The sequence below is a fragment of the Brasilonema octagenarum UFV-OR1 genome (assembly GCF_963888615.1).
Classification (GTDB): domain Bacteria; phylum Cyanobacteriota; class Cyanobacteriia; order Cyanobacteriales; family Nostocaceae; genus Brasilonema; species Brasilonema sennae.
In genome coordinates, this window is record NZ_CAWPKW010000209.1 from 44,985 (window position 1) to 63,783 (window position 18,799).

General features: G+C 43.1%; 17 protein-coding genes. 8 read left to right on the plus strand and 9 right to left on the minus strand.

Features of this window, described 5'->3' with window-relative positions:
• Window positions 1-8: 8 nt before the first annotated feature.
• The 5 genes from AC5590_RS15830 to AC5590_RS15850 form a co-directional block, all read right to left on the minus strand.
• Window positions 9-590: a nuclear transport factor 2 family protein gene (locus AC5590_RS15830; protein ID WP_248277201.1), complete on the minus strand. Its 582-nt coding sequence runs from the start codon at window positions 588-590 to the stop codon at window positions 9-11.
• Window positions 591-906: 316 nt separating this feature from the next.
• On the minus strand, window positions 907-1,323 hold the full coding sequence (locus AC5590_RS15835) for a hypothetical protein (protein ID WP_169264537.1): 417 nt from the start codon (window positions 1,321-1,323) through the stop codon (window positions 907-909).
• Between the two features lie 20 nt (window positions 1,324-1,343).
• On the minus strand, window positions 1,344-2,468 hold the full coding sequence (locus AC5590_RS15840; RefSeq protein ID WP_169264538.1) for a hypothetical protein: 1,125 nt from the start codon (window positions 2,466-2,468) through the stop codon (window positions 1,344-1,346).
• Window positions 2,469-2,484: 16 nt separating this feature from the next.
• Window positions 2,485-3,750 carry a TRAFAC clade GTPase domain-containing protein gene (locus AC5590_RS15845; RefSeq protein ID WP_169264539.1) on the minus strand — a complete coding sequence of 422 codons (1,266 nt, stop codon included), beginning with the start codon at window positions 3,748-3,750 and terminating at the stop codon, window positions 2,485-2,487.
• Window positions 3,751-3,824: 74 nt separating this feature from the next.
• The gene (locus AC5590_RS15850; protein WP_169264540.1) at window positions 3,825-6,053 is read right to left on the minus strand and encodes a hypothetical protein; all 2,229 of its coding nucleotides are present in this window, start codon (window positions 6,051-6,053) and stop codon (window positions 3,825-3,827) included.
• A gap of 716 nt (window positions 6,054-6,769) precedes the next feature.
• On the opposite strand from AC5590_RS15850, the gene AC5590_RS15855 reads away from it, so the two are divergent.
• Together AC5590_RS15855 and AC5590_RS15860 are read left to right on the plus strand one after the other, a co-directional pair.
• Window positions 6,770-7,042: a sodium:solute symporter family transporter gene (locus AC5590_RS15855; RefSeq protein WP_246162776.1), complete on the plus strand. Its 273-nt coding sequence runs from the start codon at window positions 6,770-6,772 to the stop codon at window positions 7,040-7,042.
• Between the two features lie 11 nt (window positions 7,043-7,053).
• The gene (locus tag AC5590_RS15860; protein ID WP_246162774.1) at window positions 7,054-7,248 is read left to right on the plus strand and encodes a sodium:solute symporter family transporter; all 195 of its coding nucleotides are present in this window, start codon (window positions 7,054-7,056) and stop codon (window positions 7,246-7,248) included.
• A gap of 685 nt (window positions 7,249-7,933) precedes the next feature.
• Here AC5590_RS15860 and AC5590_RS15865 read toward each other — a convergent pair.
• Window positions 7,934-10,213 (minus strand): hybrid sensor histidine kinase/response regulator, encoded by a 2,280-nt coding sequence (locus AC5590_RS15865; protein WP_169264541.1) that lies wholly within the window; start codon window positions 10,211-10,213, stop codon window positions 7,934-7,936.
• 419 nt (window positions 10,214-10,632) lie between these two features.
• Between AC5590_RS15865 and AC5590_RS15870 the strand changes: the two genes are divergently transcribed.
• Complete coding sequence (locus AC5590_RS15870; RefSeq protein WP_169264542.1) at window positions 10,633-11,607, plus strand: cysteine synthase A; 975 nt, start codon at window positions 10,633-10,635, stop codon at window positions 11,605-11,607.
• 75 nt (window positions 11,608-11,682) lie between these two features.
• On the opposite strand, the gene trmB is transcribed toward AC5590_RS15870, so the two are convergent.
• Together trmB and AC5590_RS15880 are read right to left on the minus strand one after the other, a co-directional pair.
• Window positions 11,683-12,321, minus strand: coding sequence for a tRNA (guanosine(46)-N7)-methyltransferase TrmB (trmB, locus tag AC5590_RS15875; RefSeq protein ID WP_169264543.1), 639 nt, complete (start codon window positions 12,319-12,321; stop codon window positions 11,683-11,685).
• A gap of 62 nt (window positions 12,322-12,383) precedes the next feature.
• The gene (locus tag AC5590_RS15880) at window positions 12,384-13,097 is read right to left on the minus strand and encodes a PadR family transcriptional regulator (RefSeq protein WP_169264544.1); all 714 of its coding nucleotides are present in this window, start codon (window positions 13,095-13,097) and stop codon (window positions 12,384-12,386) included.
• Window positions 13,098-13,235: 138 nt separating this feature from the next.
• On the opposite strand from AC5590_RS15880, the gene AC5590_RS15885 reads away from it, so the two are divergent.
• The 3 genes from AC5590_RS15885 (at window position 13,236) to AC5590_RS15895 (ending at window position 15,223) form a co-directional block, all read left to right on the plus strand.
• The gene (locus tag AC5590_RS15885) at window positions 13,236-13,568 is read left to right on the plus strand and encodes a type II toxin-antitoxin system RelE/ParE family toxin (protein ID WP_169264545.1); all 333 of its coding nucleotides are present in this window, start codon (window positions 13,236-13,238) and stop codon (window positions 13,566-13,568) included.
• Between the two features lie 13 nt (window positions 13,569-13,581).
• Window positions 13,582-13,896, plus strand: a complete 315-nt coding sequence (locus AC5590_RS15890; RefSeq protein WP_169264546.1) for a helix-turn-helix domain-containing protein — start codon at window positions 13,582-13,584, stop codon at window positions 13,894-13,896.
• A 226-nt stretch (window positions 13,897-14,122) separates the two neighbouring features.
• The gene (locus AC5590_RS15895) at window positions 14,123-15,223 is read left to right on the plus strand and encodes a metallophosphoesterase family protein (RefSeq protein WP_169264547.1); all 1,101 of its coding nucleotides are present in this window, start codon (window positions 14,123-14,125) and stop codon (window positions 15,221-15,223) included.
• Window positions 15,224-15,244: 21 nt separating this feature from the next.
• On the opposite strand, the gene AC5590_RS15900 is transcribed toward AC5590_RS15895, so the two are convergent.
• On the minus strand, window positions 15,245-16,465 hold the full coding sequence (locus tag AC5590_RS15900; RefSeq protein ID WP_169264548.1) for an FIST signal transduction protein: 1,221 nt from the start codon (window positions 16,463-16,465) through the stop codon (window positions 15,245-15,247).
• A gap of 1,026 nt (window positions 16,466-17,491) precedes the next feature.
• On the opposite strand from AC5590_RS15900, the gene AC5590_RS15905 reads away from it, so the two are divergent.
• Window positions 17,492-17,719, plus strand: a complete 228-nt coding sequence (locus AC5590_RS15905; RefSeq protein WP_169264549.1) for a Calvin cycle protein CP12 — start codon at window positions 17,492-17,494, stop codon at window positions 17,717-17,719.
• Between the two features lie 295 nt (window positions 17,720-18,014).
• Window positions 18,015-18,611 (plus strand): DUF3177 family protein, encoded by a 597-nt coding sequence (locus AC5590_RS15910; protein WP_169264550.1) that lies wholly within the window; start codon window positions 18,015-18,017, stop codon window positions 18,609-18,611.
• Window positions 18,612-18,799 lie beyond the last annotated feature (188 nt).

Below are 18,799 nucleotides of genomic sequence, written 5' to 3' on the forward strand. Positions count from 1 at the left end.
TTATCTGTTTATTCTAGATTTACTCTGGTTGAATCGGTTGGGGATCTGAGGTTTAAAAAATTGATCTGATTGAACGTACGACGACGGATTTTCCAATGCCCACTCACTTTGACGACTTCATCTTCATAAGTGCCATTAGCGACATCAATGCTAGTTTCCGAACGTTTGTGTGTTCCGTGGACGTATGAGGACATTATTGCCTCATTAGTATTACGAACTGAGACGTTTATCGAACCGATTAAATGTTGGGTAGCTTGATATCCGTTTGCTTGGTATACCGAATATATGTAATCCGCCAAAGCATCTGTCCCAGTTTGTTTTTTAGTTATTCCTCCAGCTAAATTATTAGTGAATTCTGCGTCTTGAGTAGAACAATCCCGTAAAATATTCTTTCCCTCTTGCAGGTTTCCTCCACCAATGGCGTCAATTCCCAGCGCATGACAGACTGTTAATTTTTGAATTTCTAATTCAGCATTAGGTTGCGCTGCGCTAGTTACCTCAAACGTACCCCCAAGCACTACAACCAACGTGGCTGCCAGCGCAATTACAATTAAAGTTGTACGGTTTAACAGAAAATGGATAGATTTCAAAACTATTTCCCTTCTTTTTTCTATAAAATTAATCTTTATATTTGTGCCGTTCAATCACTGATGCCAACGATTGTTGCTAGGGCTTGAAAGTGTCCTCCCCGACAACGGCGGATTCTCGGACTATTTCTACTATAACTTTACACGGGAACTGCCGATTCGGAACAAGTTAAAAGTAAGTGAATTTTGTCATATACTACCAGAACAAACTTTTAAACGCTCATTTACTCCCCTGACCAGCAAGAAAGACGGGACTGCCAGACTAACCTTTGCAGGTTGTTATAAGCACTCAGTTACTAAAGATGGAAGACGGGCATCATTACTCAGAAGGTGGAGAATTTCGGAATTGCTCAATTCTTGTTAAATAAGAACGTAAAACCTTTCTTATATACTCAAACTCTTCTTGTGTTGATAACTCCCCTTGTAAAAAGTAACCTAGTGCTAGCAGTTCCTTTTTTCGGTTCAAGTTAAGAGAATTTATCTTTGTATGAATGTCAAATCGGCGTTGCAACCACTTATAGGATTTTTGCAACCATTCGACAGGTTCTTCTTCTAAATATTCTGAATCATCCGTGTTTAAATCTGTCAAGCATCGGTTAAGATATTTCTCGACCTCGTTGAGTATTTTAGTCGTAATACGTGAGCTATGATTTTTGCTAATTCGTTCCAAAGCTTCAATTAAAAGAGAAAATTTATAAACATCTTTCTCAGACAAAAAGCTGATTGCATTATGCACATCAGTCAGATCATTTCCAATTAAGCGTCTGGCGATCGACTTTGGGAAGACTGGGGCTGATTGTCGTCGGGTAACACCGGACTGTTGGCTGGCTGAAGAAAACTTTGAGGGTTGGTTGTCTTGCTGGATGGCTTGTGTTTGGGTATTGGGGTTGGAGTTAGCGTTGGGGTTGGTGGTAATATTTTGGGTTGAGCTATTACCCAGGTTGTGAGCAGAATTAGAATCAGCAGGATCATCCCAACGATTACTATGCGAGTTGTTCGACGTGGTACTGCTTTTTGAGGTAGTATTGGTTGTGCTGACGGTACTGCTTCTGGTGACGGTACTGGTGTTTTTTTTTCAGTTTTAGTTTCAGGTGCTTTCCAAACATTGCCCTTGTAAACAATCTGTTGGGGATAAGCCGGAGGCTTGACGCTGAGTCCTTCTCCTATCCCAGAGGCTGCGCCAACGGACACGCGCAAGGGAGGCGTATCGCCCTCTTTTTTGAACTCAGCAACAACCACTACAGGTTGCTCAGTTTCCCCAAAGGAAGTTTGACTGATTTGCTTTACTAAAGTATATAACTGGCTCTCAATATCAATTGTTTTCGGGGTTAACCAAACTGACTCACCAAGTTCAACGACGCTGGGAGATATTTTTGACAGGAAGTCATCTAAATGTGTGCCAGCATCAGTATATAACTGCTGAATTTGTTGGGCATTAGCTTTAAAGTCATTCAGTCCATCAAAGTCAATAGCACTGCGAATCTTGCTTAGAAAAGTTGACTCTTTTTCCCAAAAACTTAGCAAAATACAAGCAGCGAGTTTTCTTAGTTGAGATTCTATTTCGGGCGTTGCATCCCCAACCCACAAAACAACTTCAGAGATTCTCCGCCCCATTCTTTTTGATCGATCTTCTGCTGCATCTAGCCCTGTGACTTCTACAAGCACCTTATTTTCATATCGAGCTAAAATGAGGGACGGTTTAGTATCGTTAATTAAGGAATTAATTGTTACCTGTTTACCATCATCTCTAGCAATAACTCGTTGCTTAAGCACAACTGGCTCTTCCTTAGGCTGTTCGGGTTTGCTGATATTGCGCCAATGAATACCAACTTCGCCTAATGGAGAACTTCTAACGTAAATTTCTACTTGATTGTAACTCATAGAAGCCTCATCTTAATTATTTAGGAACTGGTAACCATTTGGCTCTACCTTGCAAAATGGCAAAGCCACGCTCTTGCTTACAATCAATTGCAAATTTGGAAATAGCTGTGTTAAAAGCTTGGAGTTGAGCTTGTGTGGCGTCTGCTTTGTCTTGAACCGCAAATTTTTGAGCTTCTGTCTCCTTGAGATCAAACGCTTTTTCCGTATAACTGTTATTAGCTTCATCGTAGGATGTATTAACGTCATCGAAAAGGTTAGCAATTAGTCTGAAGGGTAGCCAAAGTTGATTACGCTGATTCACACGCTGTTCTGCTAGATTTAACTTGCGTTGGGCGCTATTCAATTGATCGTCTTTGACACCAACTTCTTTTTCAAGTTTATAAAAGTCTTCTTTAGCTCGTTCCAATTCTAACTGGCTGCTTTCATTGTATACATTCAACAAAAATCGCAATACATAGCGGAGTGGTTGATCTCCATCTTTAGGATCATAAGGCGCATCTAGCGGTGCTTTGTTGTAAAAGAACCGCGTATAACCATCAGTAGTTTCAGCATGAGAAAAAGCAATGTGTCCAATGGTTTGTACAGGTGTTACGACTACTGCCAATTTGTGATAAATCTCGTCTTCTTTGAAGAAATCCAGTAATTGTCGATAGCCAATTTTGATGTGATCCAGCAAGTCATTAGCATCTTTATTTGTTTTCATGTAACTTTCACACTTTAATGGTGCTAGAACAACCAGCCTAGGTTTTGTTATACTTGCGTAGGCGTCTTTTAAAAGCTTGGTAATACGAGCAGGGTCATTTTTGGGTTCATGCCAAAGTCCAATTTCTGTAGTTTTCGTTCTGCCTGTTTTCTTTTCCATTAAAGCAGTTGAATCAATGGGAATAATCACTGCATCACATTGATTTAACTGTTGTTTGACATACTCCTTTTGATCAGGAGTCGCAGTAGGTTTGAAATATTCTCCAGAAGGATCGGTAAAGCGAATTTTTATGAACTTTTTGCCGCCACTTCCCACTTCAAACATAAATCCTTGATCTTCCCAAGGATCAAGTTGGGGTGGAGTTGGTTCAACTAGCTTTTGTAAACGGTAGTCCATATTTCGTAGGAGGCGTTTACAATCTTCGATCGCATCCAATGTTTTAGTGTCACTTGCCCATGTTGTTAGCCCTGCATTCTCAAATGTTTTGTGAAATTCTTCGTGCATGGCGGCTAACAAACTGGTTTTGCCAACTCCTCTAGGCGCAAGCATGATAATATTTAGTTCTTGCAGGTTATTCATCAAAACAAATCCTGGTTAAAAATCAAGTTTAGTCTGTGCTGATATTTTTCTGAGTCAATCAGTAGGTCGAAAATTCAAGTCAAAAATTGAATGGTTTCTACACGATTAACCTCTTTTAATCGCTTAACACTATTTAACCAGTCCTGTTGCCGCTGTTGTTCTTGTTCAAGTTTACCAATTTCCTCAGCCCAGACTTTAGCCCTGACTCGCCTGAGAAATTTTTTCCAGTCTTTTTGAGCCTCTTTGTGGTAGATTATATTGTCAATAAACTTCTCAATTAGCGCGTAAGCAGCAATGCTGGGCTGATAAAGTAGCTCTTCTAGAGCCGCCTTAATTCTAGCAACTGTGCGATCATAGTCAATCTGTAGTGCGTTAAGAATTAAGTCAGCAGTTGTACTTTGTCCAACTTTTAAGGTAACATCTTTCGAGTCTTCATCAGTAAGTTGAATATTGCTAAGTTCAACCAAATTTTGATATATCTGTGGTTCAATTAAGCCACTGTATGAAAGTTCAAAATTAGAAATAATTCGGAAGCCTTGCTGAAGTCTTTTAAGATCTGAATGTTCTCGCTCTAGCAATTCTCTAAAAGCTTGAATAAATTCCCAGTCTTCAAGGGAATTACCCAAGACACCTAATTGTCCAACTGTGATTAAAATCTCTGCTACTCGCGCTTTCACTTCTTGAGTTGATTCTTTTAGTCCTTCATCTAAATGACTAAAGTGATCGGACAATAAAGTTCGCAACAAATCACGGTAGTCAGCATAGGCTTTCATTGGATTGCTGGCTTTAATCTGCTTCTCAATTTCGGCTTCTGGATTGTTAGCAGTTAAAATTCCAGCATTTGCCTTACAAGTTTTGTAGACTTTCTCAACACTCGATTCCAGACTCTTAGACGGTAATTGACAGCCTTTGGCAAATTCAAATCTCAATTCTTGGAAGGCGATGGTAATCTCTCGCCACCATCCATCCTGATCGGTACCAAACAAATCGTCATACTGATCGTCAATAAGTGTGGACAAGTCACTATCAGTTGCGCTAAAAACTTTCTGGGCAGCCTGTATAATCAGATCGATATCTTGCTGAATTTTCATTAGCCGCTCTTGACTTTGCCGAGCATATTCTTGATCAATTTCCAGAATATGCTCTGCCAGGTAGTTGAGAATGCGATCAAAAACTTGGTTAGCATCCTCTGGGTTTGAGCAGTCAGCAATTTCGCAACTAACAACTTGCATCTGCAAAGTATCTTTGAGAGCAATACATGCATTTAGATTTTGTGTTCTTTGGCTGTGATTGACAACCATAAACGCTCTGCCTGCAAGGTTATTCAATTCTTGAGCCGCAATATCGTAAAGATCGGTGTCAACCTTGCGCCATTGGTAACGTTGCGGGTCTGGACGTGTTATAAAAAGCACTACATCCACTGCTCTACCGAGAGTATCCAGCATGACTTTTTCATCGCCCAGCTTAGAGTCTCCCAAACCAGGAATATCAACTAGAGCAATCCTACCAACATCAGGATTCTCAAAGGGACAGAATATATTAACTTCGCGTACAGCTAAGTGTTTGTACGAAATTAATTCTCCTTGAGGGTTTCGCTTTTGTCTGACATATTCAGCCACCTCCTCTGGGGCGATCGCCACCTCTGCTGGTTCTGCTCCAGTAACAATCAAATGCCGATAGTATTCTAAGTTCTGAAAATAGTCATACCGCAGGTGCTTATAAACTGCTTCATCGGTTGCTCCAACAGGCATTTGGGCAGGTAAAGATGCTCGTGCAAATTCATCCAGGGTGCCCGGTTCAGGCTTGAGTTTCAGCGATTTGTAGTAAGGAAGAATCACTTCCTCTAAAAAGGTTTTTTCTGAATGCAGAATGACTCTAACTTCAACAGAACCCTCCTTGTTACAAACCAGGCTACGAACAGCTGTACAAGCTGCTCCTTCATAAGCTGGAATTTCTTGATCGCTAAGTCCACTTAAACTCTTGAGCAAGGTACTCTTTCCTTGTCCCATCAACCCAACAACGCCAATATTCAGCGTATTTCTGGAAAAGCGGCTTTTGAGTTTAGACAATACAAACAGTTCAGATGTAATGCGTTTTTGAATATCAGCAAAATTGATTGCTTTTAAATACTCACTCGCTTGGGTATTGGCATTTTCTTGTAGTAACACTTGTTGATGAGTTTCCAGATTATATAAGGCAGATGCTCGTGCCTGAAGCTCTTTTTCAACTGTTGCTATCTTATTGGGAAGATAACGGGAACGGTGTTCAATTATACTGGCAACTTGCTCTGCTCTGGAACGCATATCAGTTTAGTCCTATAATGTTTTTGATATTAGCAAATTAGACTTAGTGGCAGTTGTAGGGAACGCTTAACAGAAAACAGAACTCGTAAAATCTCATTTTTGCAATCTTGTCTATTAGTTTGGGATAAAAGCTAGAAAACCGAATCGCACTTACTCCCTTCGGGATCTAAGATTACCTATAATAATTTACTCCTGTCTCTGTGCCACGCGCTTGTAGCACCTACCGTCCCGTTGTAGCACAAGCGCGTGGAAACCACGCCACATGCTGTCGGCAGATGCTCCCCAAGACGAGCCACTGCTGCAGTCCTTGTTTCCCGACAGAGGCATGTGGCGTCCGCGCTGCCTCACCCCGGCGCTGGCTCCTCTGCGCCCACCGCGAACGAGTGCCCAGGAACATCCACACCACAAATTCGCGCCTTGTGCGGTTCAAAAATATAGCGCTTCTCGGTTGCGTGCAATACACAACTGTAGAGACGTTACATTTACGTGCTCTACATTATTCGTAGTGGTGTATGTGATTCAAATGAGAACCGCTATAGGTATTCTTCTGGCGGGTTGGGAGTAGTTAAAAATTAAAACTTAATATTTTTTAGTATGTTTTATCACGAAAAATCTCAATAACAATACTAATAAACTTTAAAATGTTTTGCAATTTAGGAATTGAGTGAGACAATCAAACCTATTCTTTTCAATTTCAAAAGACATGGACTATTCTGTTGCTGGGTGGAACTGTCTTGTTGGCAATTTTGGTATTAGCAAAATTTGGCTTTAACCCAATGGCACTTTTTAGTAGCGCAGCTGCTAAATATCCAGGTGTGTTGGCTCCTGGCAAACAAGTTTGTGATCCCTTCGATGCGATCTCTTTGGGAATGTCGTTGATGTTCGGGACAGCAGGATTACCCCACATCCTGATGCGGTTCTACACAGTGCCTGATGCAAAGTCAGCGCGAAGTTCTGTAACATATGCCACATCCCGCGTATCTCTATGATGTTGGGAGCATTGGCGATACTGTTAGGTATTTTGTTTAAGGGGCAAAACGTTGCTTATATGGTGGGTTTAGCATTTGCGATCGCCGCCAGTGCAAACTTCCCCGCCTTGCTTTTATCAATGCTGTGGCGACGCTTCACCACCAATGGTGCAGTAGCGAGTATGTTGGTGGGTACTATCTGCTATGTAAATCCTAAACAAACCTAGACATGACTTCTTTCTTCAACGGGAGCATGGGAGCGGCTATCCCTCAGAAAGCATTCACGTCTTAGCCAGACGCGATACGCCACATGCTATCTCCCAAGGGGAGACGCAATCATGCGAACAAGCCGGGGAACCCGGACGCCAGACGCCTAGGTCGGGAGACCCCTTCGGGTTCGCCAGATGCCTGCTGCGGGAGACCCTCCCGCAGCACTGGTCTCACCTCCTGCAGCGCTGGCTCTCCAACGCAGTGGCTCAAATTTATGGCTGCATTCAAGTCACGGTCAATGCACGTTTGTAGCACTTCATACTACATCAGCTTTTATAACCCCCTTTTTATCCTGGCGACTGGAAGTCGCGGCTATACAGACAAAGTCCCTTCGGGTATCTCCTGCACGCCTACGCTACTTTGTAAGTCCCAAAGGGACACGCTTACGCGTATCTCCTGCACAGACGCTGCTTTGTAAGTCCCAAAGGGACACGCTTGCGCTTAGGCTCGATTCGTGCGCTTGCGCTTACGCAGTCGCCTGGCTGTCGGGAAACCCTACCAAGAGCGCTGTCTCACCTATTCCCCGTACTCCCCCTACTCCCCCTACTTGCCCATATGTATCAACGTTAAAGTGAAACGGTATTAGGCGTTGGGTTCGCTTGATGTACGCAAATTGCTATGAAGTTGTTGAGTTTTCTGTTCTTATTCCAAAAGACTAGATATTGCACCCATTAAATCTACAGGGTTAACTGGCTTGGGCAAGAAAATGTGAAATCCTGCCTCCAGTGCTTCAAGTTTGTCTTCTTCTCTGCTATAAGCAGTGAGTGCAACTGCGGGAATCTTCTGGGTTTGCCCCACCTCCTTAAGCCTGACTTGACGAATCAAAGCATGACCACTCGCTTGTGGCATTCCAATGTCACTAATGAGTACATCACATTTGAATTCTTCCAAAACTTGTAAAGCTGCATTGGTGGATTGAACAGCGGTCACTTTTGCGCCTGCGCCTTGCAAAATTTCTTCCAGTAGTTCCAAATTATCAGTATCATCATCGACCACAAGGATTTGTACGTCATTTAGCTGTGAGTGATGATAAGTTTTTTCGGGACGAACTTTTGGCTGTTGTGTATTCACTTCTATAAGTGGCAGCTTGACAGTAAAGGTTGCTCCTTTCCCTTTTCCTTGACTTTCTGCTGTCACTGTGCCACCTTGCAATTCCACGAGATGCCGAACAATCGCTAATCCCAAACCAAGTCCATTATTGGAACGTGTCATTGTGCTATCAGCTTGACGAAAGTGTTCAAACACATAAGGTAGAAACTCAGAATTGATGCCCTCACCAGTATCGCTGACTTGAATGACTGCCCAGAACCCAGGGCGTTGCCAAAAGTTGTCTGAACCGAAGTTTCCTCCGTTTATAAATTCAGGAGGTTCTGAGCCTTGAGGAGCCAATGCGTTGGAGTGAAGCAGCCCTGCAGGTGGATTTCCCCCCCTTGGGGACTGTGTTCGCGTAGGGTATTTGGAGGAAATCCCAAGGGAGCTTGGAAGTAGGCACTCTTCCGTTTCCCCCCAACCCTTGGGAATGGAAAGCCCCAAGTCTTTTAACTCCGACTTTAGTCGGTTCAAGTCGCGCAATTCATCCAGGCTGCCTCTTCCATAGGAAGCTCCAAGCTCTGGGTTGTCGTAAGTAGCATAGGATTCGTGTTGTTGAGTTTTGAGTAGTGAGTCACAAGAGTTTGACTCAGCGCTAATTGACAGCCTCACTTGCACTCGTCCTTCCACTGGGGTGAACTTTATTGCATTGGAAAGTAAATTCCAAGCAATTTGATACAAGCGATTTTCATCTCCCATCACTACCGCGACTGAGCACTCTAGTACGGATTCCAAAGTAATTGATTTTTCTTGTGCTGATAACTTTATTGTATTGAGCGCGTTCTCAATCACACTGACTAAATTGATAGGAGATATAGATAGCTGCATTTGCCCTCGCATTAAGCGAGATGTATCAAGAATATCATCTATTAACTGGTTCTGTTGAAGGGCACTGCGTTCAATAATTTCTAAACTATGATTTCTAGCTGCTTCATCAAAGTTACGGCTACGCAGTAACTGTGCCCAACCCAAAATTGCGTTTAAAGGAGTGCGAAGTTCGTGGGAGACAATCGCAAGAAATTCATCTTTTAAGCGATTTGCTCGCTCCAGTTCTTCTTCCCGCTGCTTGCGCTCAGTGATGTCCAACACCACTCCAATCATGCGCACAAGCTGACCTGTATCATCATAAAAAAAATTACCTTTACCTAAGATCCAATGAACGCTTCCATCAGACCAAAGAACGCGAAATTCATTGCTGTAGTCAGTTTTTGTATTTATGGCAGAAGTAATAGCTTCAGAAACTTGTTCTCTGTCTTCTGGATGAACGCAGGAAAGAAATCCTTCATAACTTCCTAGAAAGCTTCCTGGTGGTAAACCAAATAATTGTTCATGATTTTTAGACCAAATTACTTGATTTTTTGGTACGTTCCAGTCCCAAGTGCCCAGATGAGCAGCTTCCATTGCCAGGTCTAAACGCTCTTCACTGATTCGTAATTGCTCAACAGCAACAGCATACTCGTCAAGTGATGTCTGCTTTTCTAAACTTTCTTTAACAGCAATGACAAGCAGCTCTAGCCTTCCCTTTAAGACATAATCACTTAGCCCAGACTTCATCCCTAAGACAGCAATTTCTTCGTTGCCGCTATCAGTGTACATAATCACAGGACTGTTTGGATATTTAATTTTAATGGTTTTTAAAACCTCTAAGCCATTAGTCCACTGTAGAGAGTAGTCAGTAATTGCAATATCAAAATCACCTACTGCTAGCGCTTCCTCAAAACTCTTAGCATGAATAATTGAGGTAACTTCTATAGAAGAAAACTCTTGCTTGAGTTGCGGTGTTATCGACAAGTGCACATCAAAGTTGTTATCGATTAGGAGTATGCGAAGCATGATATTTGCTATCCATAAGACTTAACTTAGAAAATTAAGTGTAAATTTTAGTTGACTAGTGAGGTCTCACACCTTTTATATCATCTCCTGTAAAATATCTAGAACTCTCAGCTAATATTGAAGATATCAACAATTTTTTTGTCAGTAATTACACGTATAAAGATGGCACTATTGTTTTCTAAATGGTGACAAATGGGACAAATTGGTGAGAACAATGTTTATCAAAATTTCAGCACTATACTGCTGCTGCACTTTAGGATTAACACTAGACTGCACTGACTGGTTGACGTTTGAAAATTTTTGAGTGTGTAGGGCTAAAGTCTGAATCTTAGAACAAAGACCTCTCTAAAATCAGTATAGGGTCAACAAGGCCTCACGCCTGATGACCAAAAGCATAGTCTCCACCAAGAAGTTCAAACATGGATATTAGAAACGGCTTTGTAGATACTGTAGGTCATACACCACTTATTCGTTTAAACAGCTTTAGTGACGAAACTGGGTGTGAAATTCTTGGTAAAGCAGAATTTCTCAACCCTGGTGGTTCTGTTAAAGATCGGGCAGCACTTTATATTATTCAAGATGCCGAAGAAAAAGGTTTACTAAAACCTGGTGGCACAGTCGTAGAAGGAACAGCTGGTAATACTGGTATTGGATTGGCACATATATGCAACGCCAAAGGTTATAAATGCCTGATTATAATTCCTGACACTCAATCCCAAGAGAAGATGGATGCTTTGAGGGCATTAGGTGCAGAAGTTCGCCCTGTACCTGCTGTACCCTATAAAGACCCTAATAATTACGTCAAACTCTCTGGTAGAGTAGCTGGCGAAATGGAAAATGCTATTTGGGCAAATCAGTTTGATAACTTAGCAAACCGCCAGGCCCATTACCAAACAACAGGACCAGAAATTTGGGCACAGACAGATGGTAAAGTTGACGCTTGGGTCGCTTCAACAGGGACTGGTGGAACTTTTGCTGGTGTAGCAATGTATTTGAAAGAAAAAAATCCAGCAATTAAATGTGTTGTAGCTGACCCAAAAGGTAGCGGACTTTACAGCTACATTAAAACAGGCGAAATTAATATTGAAGGTAATTCTATTACTGAAGGCATTGGTAATAGTCGTATTACCGCCAATATGGAAGGCGCGCCTAGTGATGATGCTGTCCAGATTGATGACAGGGAAGCCATAAAGGTTGTTTATCAGTTACTACGGAAGGATGGCTTATTTATGGGTGGTTCTACAGGTATAAATGTTGCTGCTGCTGTTGCTTTAGCAAAACAAATCCGACCAGGACACACCATTGTTACTATCTTATGTGACAGCGGTTCCCGTTACCAGTCGCGCATCTTCAACCATGAATGGTTAGAATCTAAAGGTCTTTCTCCAGATTAGTCAGCCCCTGGGAAAGAATTCTACATTCAACACACCCCATCCAACTCTTCGAGTATGGATGAGGATTCTCGCCGTTCATCTGAGTGTTTCAAATAAAGCACGATAAACAGGTTCACCTTTGTTGATTGTTCCTATCTCCCGTTCTGTGGAAACTGGTAGCGGATTTTGGGCTAGCCACTCGCCTGTACCAAGTCTTTGAAAAGCGGGATGATTTGCAAAGCGATCGCACATCTCCAACGCCACAAACTCAATATCCGATTGCAAAAATACAATACCCCCAGGTATGAGAAATTCTGCTAGTTCTGTAACTAATTCTGGTTGCACGACTCGCCGTTTTGCATGGCGGTTTTTAAACCAGGGATCGGGAAATTGAATTGTGACGCGTTGTAGACTTGCTTTAGGTAGGGAAGAGAAAAGCGATCGCAATGAGTTATTCACATTGCAAAACACATAGTGGAGATTTGTTAGTCCCAACTCATCCCGCCACTTGTTCGCCTCCACCACCAGAGGTTCCCGAATTTCTAAACCCAAGAAATTCCAGTCTGGTTCAATTTTCGCCATACTTAACAAAAAGCGTCCTCGTGCAGCTCCAATATCCAGATGTAAGGGCGCTTTTGGCTTGGCGTACACTTTTTCCCAGTCTAGGGGATCGATCAGTGTTTGATACTTTTGCGCAAGCGGATTAACGTGTTGACGGACTCTAACAAATGCCAAAATTGACTCTCCTTTTCACCAAACCCAATATCAGTTAACCAAAAACAACCAACAAAATATGGTTATTCCTGATTGTCTCTTAAGCTGTCGGGTTCTGTAAGGATGCGCCGCACCTCATTTTGGGAGTGTTCAATCGCCTCGCGGACACGACGGATTGTGTTTTGATCATCTCGGTTAAGGGCATTTCGTAAGCCGCCCCATACTGTCCGCATCAAGTGTTGTAATTCGTCCTCCAGAAAACCGATTTCGGCTCGAATGGCGGCAGATGTATCGGGTTCAGTAAATCGCGCCCAAAAAGCATTCACTTCCTGCGCGTGGGCCTCCAACTCGGTTCGACCAGTCTCAGTTAGATGATAGACGCGCCGCGCGGCTTCTTGATCGGCACGCACTAGCCCCATATCTTCTAGATATTGCAGGGTTGGATAGACTGTGCCAGGGCTAGGGGCGTACTGTCCAGACGATCGCTCTTCCAGCGCTTTGATAATCTCATACCCGTGTTTGGGTTCGTTGCGCAGTGCGTCCAGAAGTAGGTAACGCGCCTCACCACGCCGGACTTTGCCCTCTCCTCTTCTGGGAGGTCCTCCTCTTCCGGCTCTGCGTCCGCCTTCTCCTCTATGAGGATGGTATCCGCGTCTGTAATCATCATGTTCGCCCTCTGGATTGGGAGGTCCTCCTCTTCCGGCTCTGCGTCCACCTTCTTCTCTATAAGGATAGTGTCCGTGTCTGTGCTCATCATGTTCGCCCTGTGGCTCATGTGATCTTATTCGGTCATGCATACGATAATTTTCTCTTTTGTTCAACATATTTTTTATAGTATCGCGATATATCGACAACGTCAAGTATGTTTGTCCCCTGCAACGGAATTTTTAGACGACAGAGGCACAGCAATATATCAGATATGATATAAAGATGGCATGGAACAATCAAGTAAACCTTTGGTTTGGCTGCACGGTGAGGTAAAAACTCCACCTTTGAGTCAAGAAGCGCGGATAGAAGCAGGCGTTTTGCTTAGGCAATTACAGGAAGGCGAAAATCTTGAACTACCTCATTCGCGACCGATGTCAAGTATCGGAGCACACTGTCATGAACTGCGTATTCGAGATGCAGACAAAAACTGGAGAATTATCTACCGAATAGATGATGATGGAATCTTGATTGTTGAAGTCTTTAACAAAACGACGAGAGCAACACCCAAAAACGTGATTGAGATTTGCAAAAAGCGACTTAGCAACTATGACACTGACTAACGGGAGTAATGTTATGGATCAAGCAAAGAGAGAACGCTTAGAATCTAAAGGCTGGAAGATTGGGACAGTCTCAGATTTTTTGGAGTTAACACCGGAAGAAACTATTTTTGTCGAAATTAAGTTAGCTCTGAGTCGAAGCTTAAAGGAACGTCGGCAACAACTGATGACTCAAGCTGAACTTGCCTCCAAAATTAGCTCTAGCCAGCCCCGGATTGCAAAAGCTGAAAATGGAGATGCTTCAGTCTCAATCGAGCTATTAATTCGGGCAATGCTCGCAACAGGTGCAACCCCTCAAGACATTGGACAGGTGATTGCTAATGTCAGTTGACGCTGCCAAAGTGCTTTGTATATTTTTTCTTGGATACTCGCAACACACCAGAAAAATAGCCAATATTTCGCTCAAATTCTGCCTTTTTGTTGATCAACAAGAAAAACTGACAGATTTTGTGTACAAATGTTAAGCGAGATCATTGCCAAGCAGCGTAGCGAAGCAAGGGTTATACTCTTTCTAAAAAGAGTTTTTACACCCCACTTTTGAGATTGTCATAAAATCAATGATTTCAAATTTTCGCTTTGCTGTGGTCAGCGACTTGCACCTTGCGCTTTCCCATACAATCTGGAATCATCCCAGTCGTTTTCATTTGGTGGAAGTTAGTATTCCTGCGTTTGAAAGTGTACTAGAACATTTAACACAACTTAATATAGATTTTCTTTTGCTTCCAGGAGATTTAACCCAGCACGGTGAACCAGAAAATCATGCTTGGTTGCAAGAACGCTTAGCACAGCTTCCCTTTCCTACTTATGTTGTTCCTGGTAATCATGATGTTCCAGTTGTGAAGGCGAATGAGCAATCCATTGCGATCTCAGATTTTCCGCACTATTACCGTAAGTTTGGCTACGAGGATACTGACCAACTTTACTACACTTGTCAGTTACTGCCAGGTGTTAGGCTCATCGGTTTGAATTCTAACTGTTTTGACGACGAAGGACAGCAGATAGGACGTTTAGATACTCAACAGCTACGGTGGTTAGAAGAAGTTTTAGCTGGGACTGGTGATGAATTTGTCTTAGTCATGGTGCATCACAATGTTGTTGAACACCTGCCTAATCAATCACGCCATCCAATGGCAAATCGCTATATGTTAGGAAATGCAACAGAACTATTACAAATTCTAAAGCGGTACGGCGTTCGGCTGGTGTTCACAGGACACTTACACGTTCAAGATGTTGCTGATTCAGATGGTGTATACGATATAACAACAGGTTCTTTAGTGAGCTATCCTCATCCTTACCGGATATTAGAGTGTCATCAGGATAATCACGGTCAGCAATGGTTGCAAATTTTATCATATCGCGTCAGTTCAGTGCCTGATTTCCCGAACTTGCAACAGACATCTAAGAAGTGGATGGGCGATCGCAGTTTTCCCTTTCTCGTCAAGTTCCTAACTCTGCCTCCTTTAAACCTGCCAATGTCGCAGGCAACAGAATTAGCTCCCAGTTTACGCGAGTTTTGGGCAGATATGGCGAATGGGGATGCTGTGTTTGATTATCCCAACTTTCCACCAGAACTGCGTCGCTACTTTGAGAAGTATGGTGCGATCGCCCCTAGTGGAACTCCATCCTTCATCGATAACAACACTACATTGTTACTTTAGTGGACAGGTAAAATCTCTAACTTATTCCTGAGTTGCGATTGCACGGCAAATTCCAAAGACAGAGGTATAATTGTGTAGCAAAGTACTGCCACCTACAGGACCGATTTCACCGCCACAAAAGAAGCCGGCTATTGGAATATCTTTGAGATAACGCCTAAAAAGCTCAGAATCGAAATTAGGTTTTCGGTAGAGTCCTTCACCACGTCCGACACAGGAAAACATCAGCGCACCAACTGCAGACGGCTGTGCAACTTGTTTTGTGTTATAACTTTCTAAAAGGAATTCCAAGTCTTCAGCAGAAGTTTCAGCGTCGCGCAGGTGAAATTGTAGGCGTTGTCCTGGTCGAATATAGTCTGCGATCGCAATTGCCCCGGCTGTTGGATCGACTCCGAGGATGCTACGAATCAAAAAGTCTCCCTGGTGCAAATCTTGCTTGAATCCATCCATCGCCAAACCAACAAATAAAGAATGTTGTGCCAAGATTCGGTCTTCTTCACTTAAATTGGCAATCAGATCTCGCAAGACAACCAGTGGTTTTCGCTCATCGAGTTCCAGAATGATATTGCGATCGCTTTTTGTAACTTGGTGCAGTTTCCCAATCGGTCGGCATCCTTGTGCCACAATCGTTTCCAAGACAATATTACCACTCAAAGCGACGCCAATTATTCCATCTTTATACACTTTGTCATTGTAGAATAAGGCGATACTACCTCCCAAACCGCCGCCACTTGCTTGTCCTCCTATGGTCACCGATCCAGGATAAGCAAAGTCTATCCCTTGTAATAAATCGTTAATTCCAGATGAAAACGAGCCAGACAACAATATGAACTGTGGCGCAGGTGTTGATGGTATACCAATCAAATCAATCCAATCATCTGGCGGACTATCTAGATCAGGTAATTCTTCAGGAACAATATGAAAACCTTTAACACTCACTTCAGGCAGATGCGCTAAGGTCAAACTCAAGGCTGGTTCTGCTTCCAACTCTTGGGTTTGTCCACGCCCAGTTGTCCCAATCACACCACCACCGCTACAACCAATAAGCACAGGTACAGAAAGTCGCTCAGCAAGTAAGGGTAAAAGCCGGGAATACTCACTCGTAAAAGCAGACGAAATAAATACCAGCCCTAAATCAGCAGGTGCTGTTAACGACGAGACAGCTTGTTGTACTACATCTTCAATAGCTGCTTCCAAAGAAGGACGGGTTGATAAGGCGTTTGCCCACTGTATTTGGTCTGCCATGAGTTTTCCACTTTTTTTTCGAGGCTAATCGGTTTTTATTTTTATCCTATCAAGAACCGACGATAGGACTCCTACTAAGCAGATGGTGGAGTTTGGCACCAGCCATAGGTTAGGCGATGTGGTGAACTGCCGAGCAAAATAAATTGTATAATTTATATTGATAGCCAAAATCCAAAATCTTAAAAGATAAAGACGAATACAAAATTATTAATACGGTTTACTGTAATAGTTATACTGGGTAGGCTGAAAACCCCTGAGAAGCAGGTACGTAGTACCGTTCTTCGTACTATGCCCGAAGGGGCACGCTGCGCGAACAGGCAGGGGACGCCACATGCCTCAACGGGGACGGCAGGTGCTCTTGGGGGAGACCAACGCCAGACACCTCTGTCGGGAAACCCTCCTGCATGGCTAGCGCTCCCCAAGACCGCACTGCAGGAGGGAACCCCCCGCACGGCAGTGGCTCATGAAAGCCACTCTTGCTGGGTTTAGCCTGCCGTCAGAAATGAAGGGACAACTACTCGTGTTATGCGACAATACTATTAATGGTCAATGACCCACCCGAGACGATGGAGACATACAGCCTAACACCAAAGTTTGCAATATTTTGCAACGGCGAGGAAAAATCGGTAGACCGGGAAAAGAGGACGGGGCAATGGGAAACATCCCTTGAATCACAAAACATAAGAATTCCTTTTTGGTTTTCGATACATACGGCGGTGGGGCTCATCGTTTCAGTCTGTGGAGCGAACGTAAGACCAAATCTCCTTCGGGAGTGGAGGCAGTTGCTAAGAAGCAGAAACCCTAAGTCGTGAGTCTTAGGAATCCCCGCGCATTTATGCAAAGCTCGCCGCTTGGGTTGCTTCCCCCGGCAGACTTTGCGCCGGGGAGGATGTCAAGGAGGACATTCCCTCACTTACTGGTGAGACGACTTTTGGTCAATTACAGTAAAATGGAAACTATAGTGCAAAAACTGTCATTTTTGAATTTTTTCTATACTTGTATTGAAAACACAACAAGACTAGGAACATGAGCAACAACATACAAGACGCAATCGAACAAGAACGTGAACAAGTTCGTGCCACCTGCGATACCTCAGGTAAAGACTCTCCTGAGTGCGCCGCAGCTTGGGACGCATTAGAAGAACTACAAGCCGAGGCCTCCCACCAAAAGTCAAATCAAAAAACCAAAAACTCTCTTGAAAAGTACTGTGATGATAATCCAGATGCAGATGAGTGCAGAATTTACGATGATTAAAAAGTGATTCGTCTAGCAGTTTGTTTATGGTGCGTTTGCAAATAACCAGAATGAGTTTACTGGCTATCTTGCATCTTCAACACCCCTCATTGTACAAAATCTCACTCCAACCTCATTCCATTTTCTGTAGAAAACTGGAAATGTGTGTAGCGAGTGAGATTTTCATATCATCCTTTATTTAGATAAAGGGCTGGGAATGGCTGTTTCTTTCTAAAGAAAAAAGCACAAGGTTTATGGGTAATATCATATACTGATTGACTATTGACTATACTTGTTGATTTCTCATAAAAAAATTATGAATAATGAACTCTGGTTTCGTCCCTTTGTTTGGATGGATTACCGATTAGCAGTATTATTCGCAGTGATTATCCCGATCATTCTGTTAATTTGGGCATATGTAGAAAAAGCTGAAGGAATACAACGCTTGCTCACGATTTACTGGCGAGTCGCAAGTTTATTGACAATTACCGTGTACTTAATGATTGCGGGCTTTGGAGTAAGTTTTATTTCAGGACTGATTGGTCTGATTTTGATTCCTATTTCTCTGTGGTTCTGGGTGGATCTCAACGATGAAATAGAATATCAGTCAAATGGCCCTTTAAAGCTGCTTTTTACCTCCTGGCGTTGGGCTACGACTGTGTATTGTATTTTGAGCGCAATTGCCTTTATACCTTTTGTGGGTTGTGGTTTTTCCTCAAGTCCGATCGCAAGTCCTTATTGTCGCGTTTGGCTTGAAGCTCCATTACTCTTCAAAGATTATTTCCATCCCAACTCCAAACCTGCCTTTCTCGGCTTTCTGGGTATCGTTGGTTTAATTATTTATGTGCTTTACTTAAGTTACTTCGTCGTCGTTAAACTAGGTAAGCAGGGACGCTCAGCAACACCGCAGTAGCTTGAAAAACACAGGGAACAGAGAATAGGGAACAGGGAAGAAGGGAGATTATGTTTCTTTCATTGATAGCACTTACGCAAAACAGATCCCCCAACCCCCTTTCCAAGGCGGCTTTTAAGATTCCATCCTTTCCAAGGGGAGCCAGTGCGTTGGGGAGCCACTGCCGTGCGCGGGTTCCCCGCGTTGAG

Bases quoted from the DNA above. Each gene is read 5' to 3' on its own strand.
- AC5590_RS15880 (WP_169264544.1), bottom strand. From the start codon at position 13,097: ATGCATGACCGAATAAGATCACATGAGCCACAGGGCGAACATGATGAG.
- AC5590_RS15850 (WP_169264540.1), bottom strand. From the start codon at position 6,053: ATGCGTTCCAGAGCAGAGCAAGTTGCCAGTATAATTGAACACCGTTCC.
- AC5590_RS15895 (WP_169264547.1), top strand. From the start codon at position 14,123: ATGATTTCAAATTTTCGCTTTGCTGTGGTCAGCGACTTGCACCTTGCG.
- AC5590_RS15905 (WP_169264549.1), top strand. From the start codon at position 17,492: ATGAGCAACAACATACAAGACGCAATCGAACAAGAACGTGAACAAGTT.
- AC5590_RS15870 (WP_169264542.1), top strand. From the start codon at position 10,633: ATGGATATTAGAAACGGCTTTGTAGATACTGTAGGTCATACACCACTT.
- AC5590_RS15890 (WP_169264546.1), top strand. From the start codon at position 13,582: ATGGATCAAGCAAAGAGAGAACGCTTAGAATCTAAAGGCTGGAAGATT.
- AC5590_RS15910 (WP_169264550.1), top strand. From the start codon at position 18,015: ATGAATAATGAACTCTGGTTTCGTCCCTTTGTTTGGATGGATTACCGA.
- AC5590_RS15840 (WP_169264538.1), bottom strand. From the start codon at position 2,468: ATGAGTTACAATCAAGTAGAAATTTACGTTAGAAGTTCTCCATTAGGC.
- AC5590_RS15900 (WP_169264548.1), bottom strand. From the start codon at position 16,465: ATGGCAGACCAAATACAGTGGGCAAACGCCTTATCAACCCGTCCTTCT.
- AC5590_RS15845 (WP_169264539.1), bottom strand. From the start codon at position 3,750: ATGAATAACCTGCAAGAACTAAATATTATCATGCTTGCGCCTAGAGGA.
- AC5590_RS15885 (WP_169264545.1), top strand. From the start codon at position 13,236: ATGGAACAATCAAGTAAACCTTTGGTTTGGCTGCACGGTGAGGTAAAA.
- AC5590_RS15865 (WP_169264541.1), bottom strand. From the start codon at position 10,213: ATGCTTCGCATACTCCTAATCGATAACAACTTTGATGTGCACTTGTCG.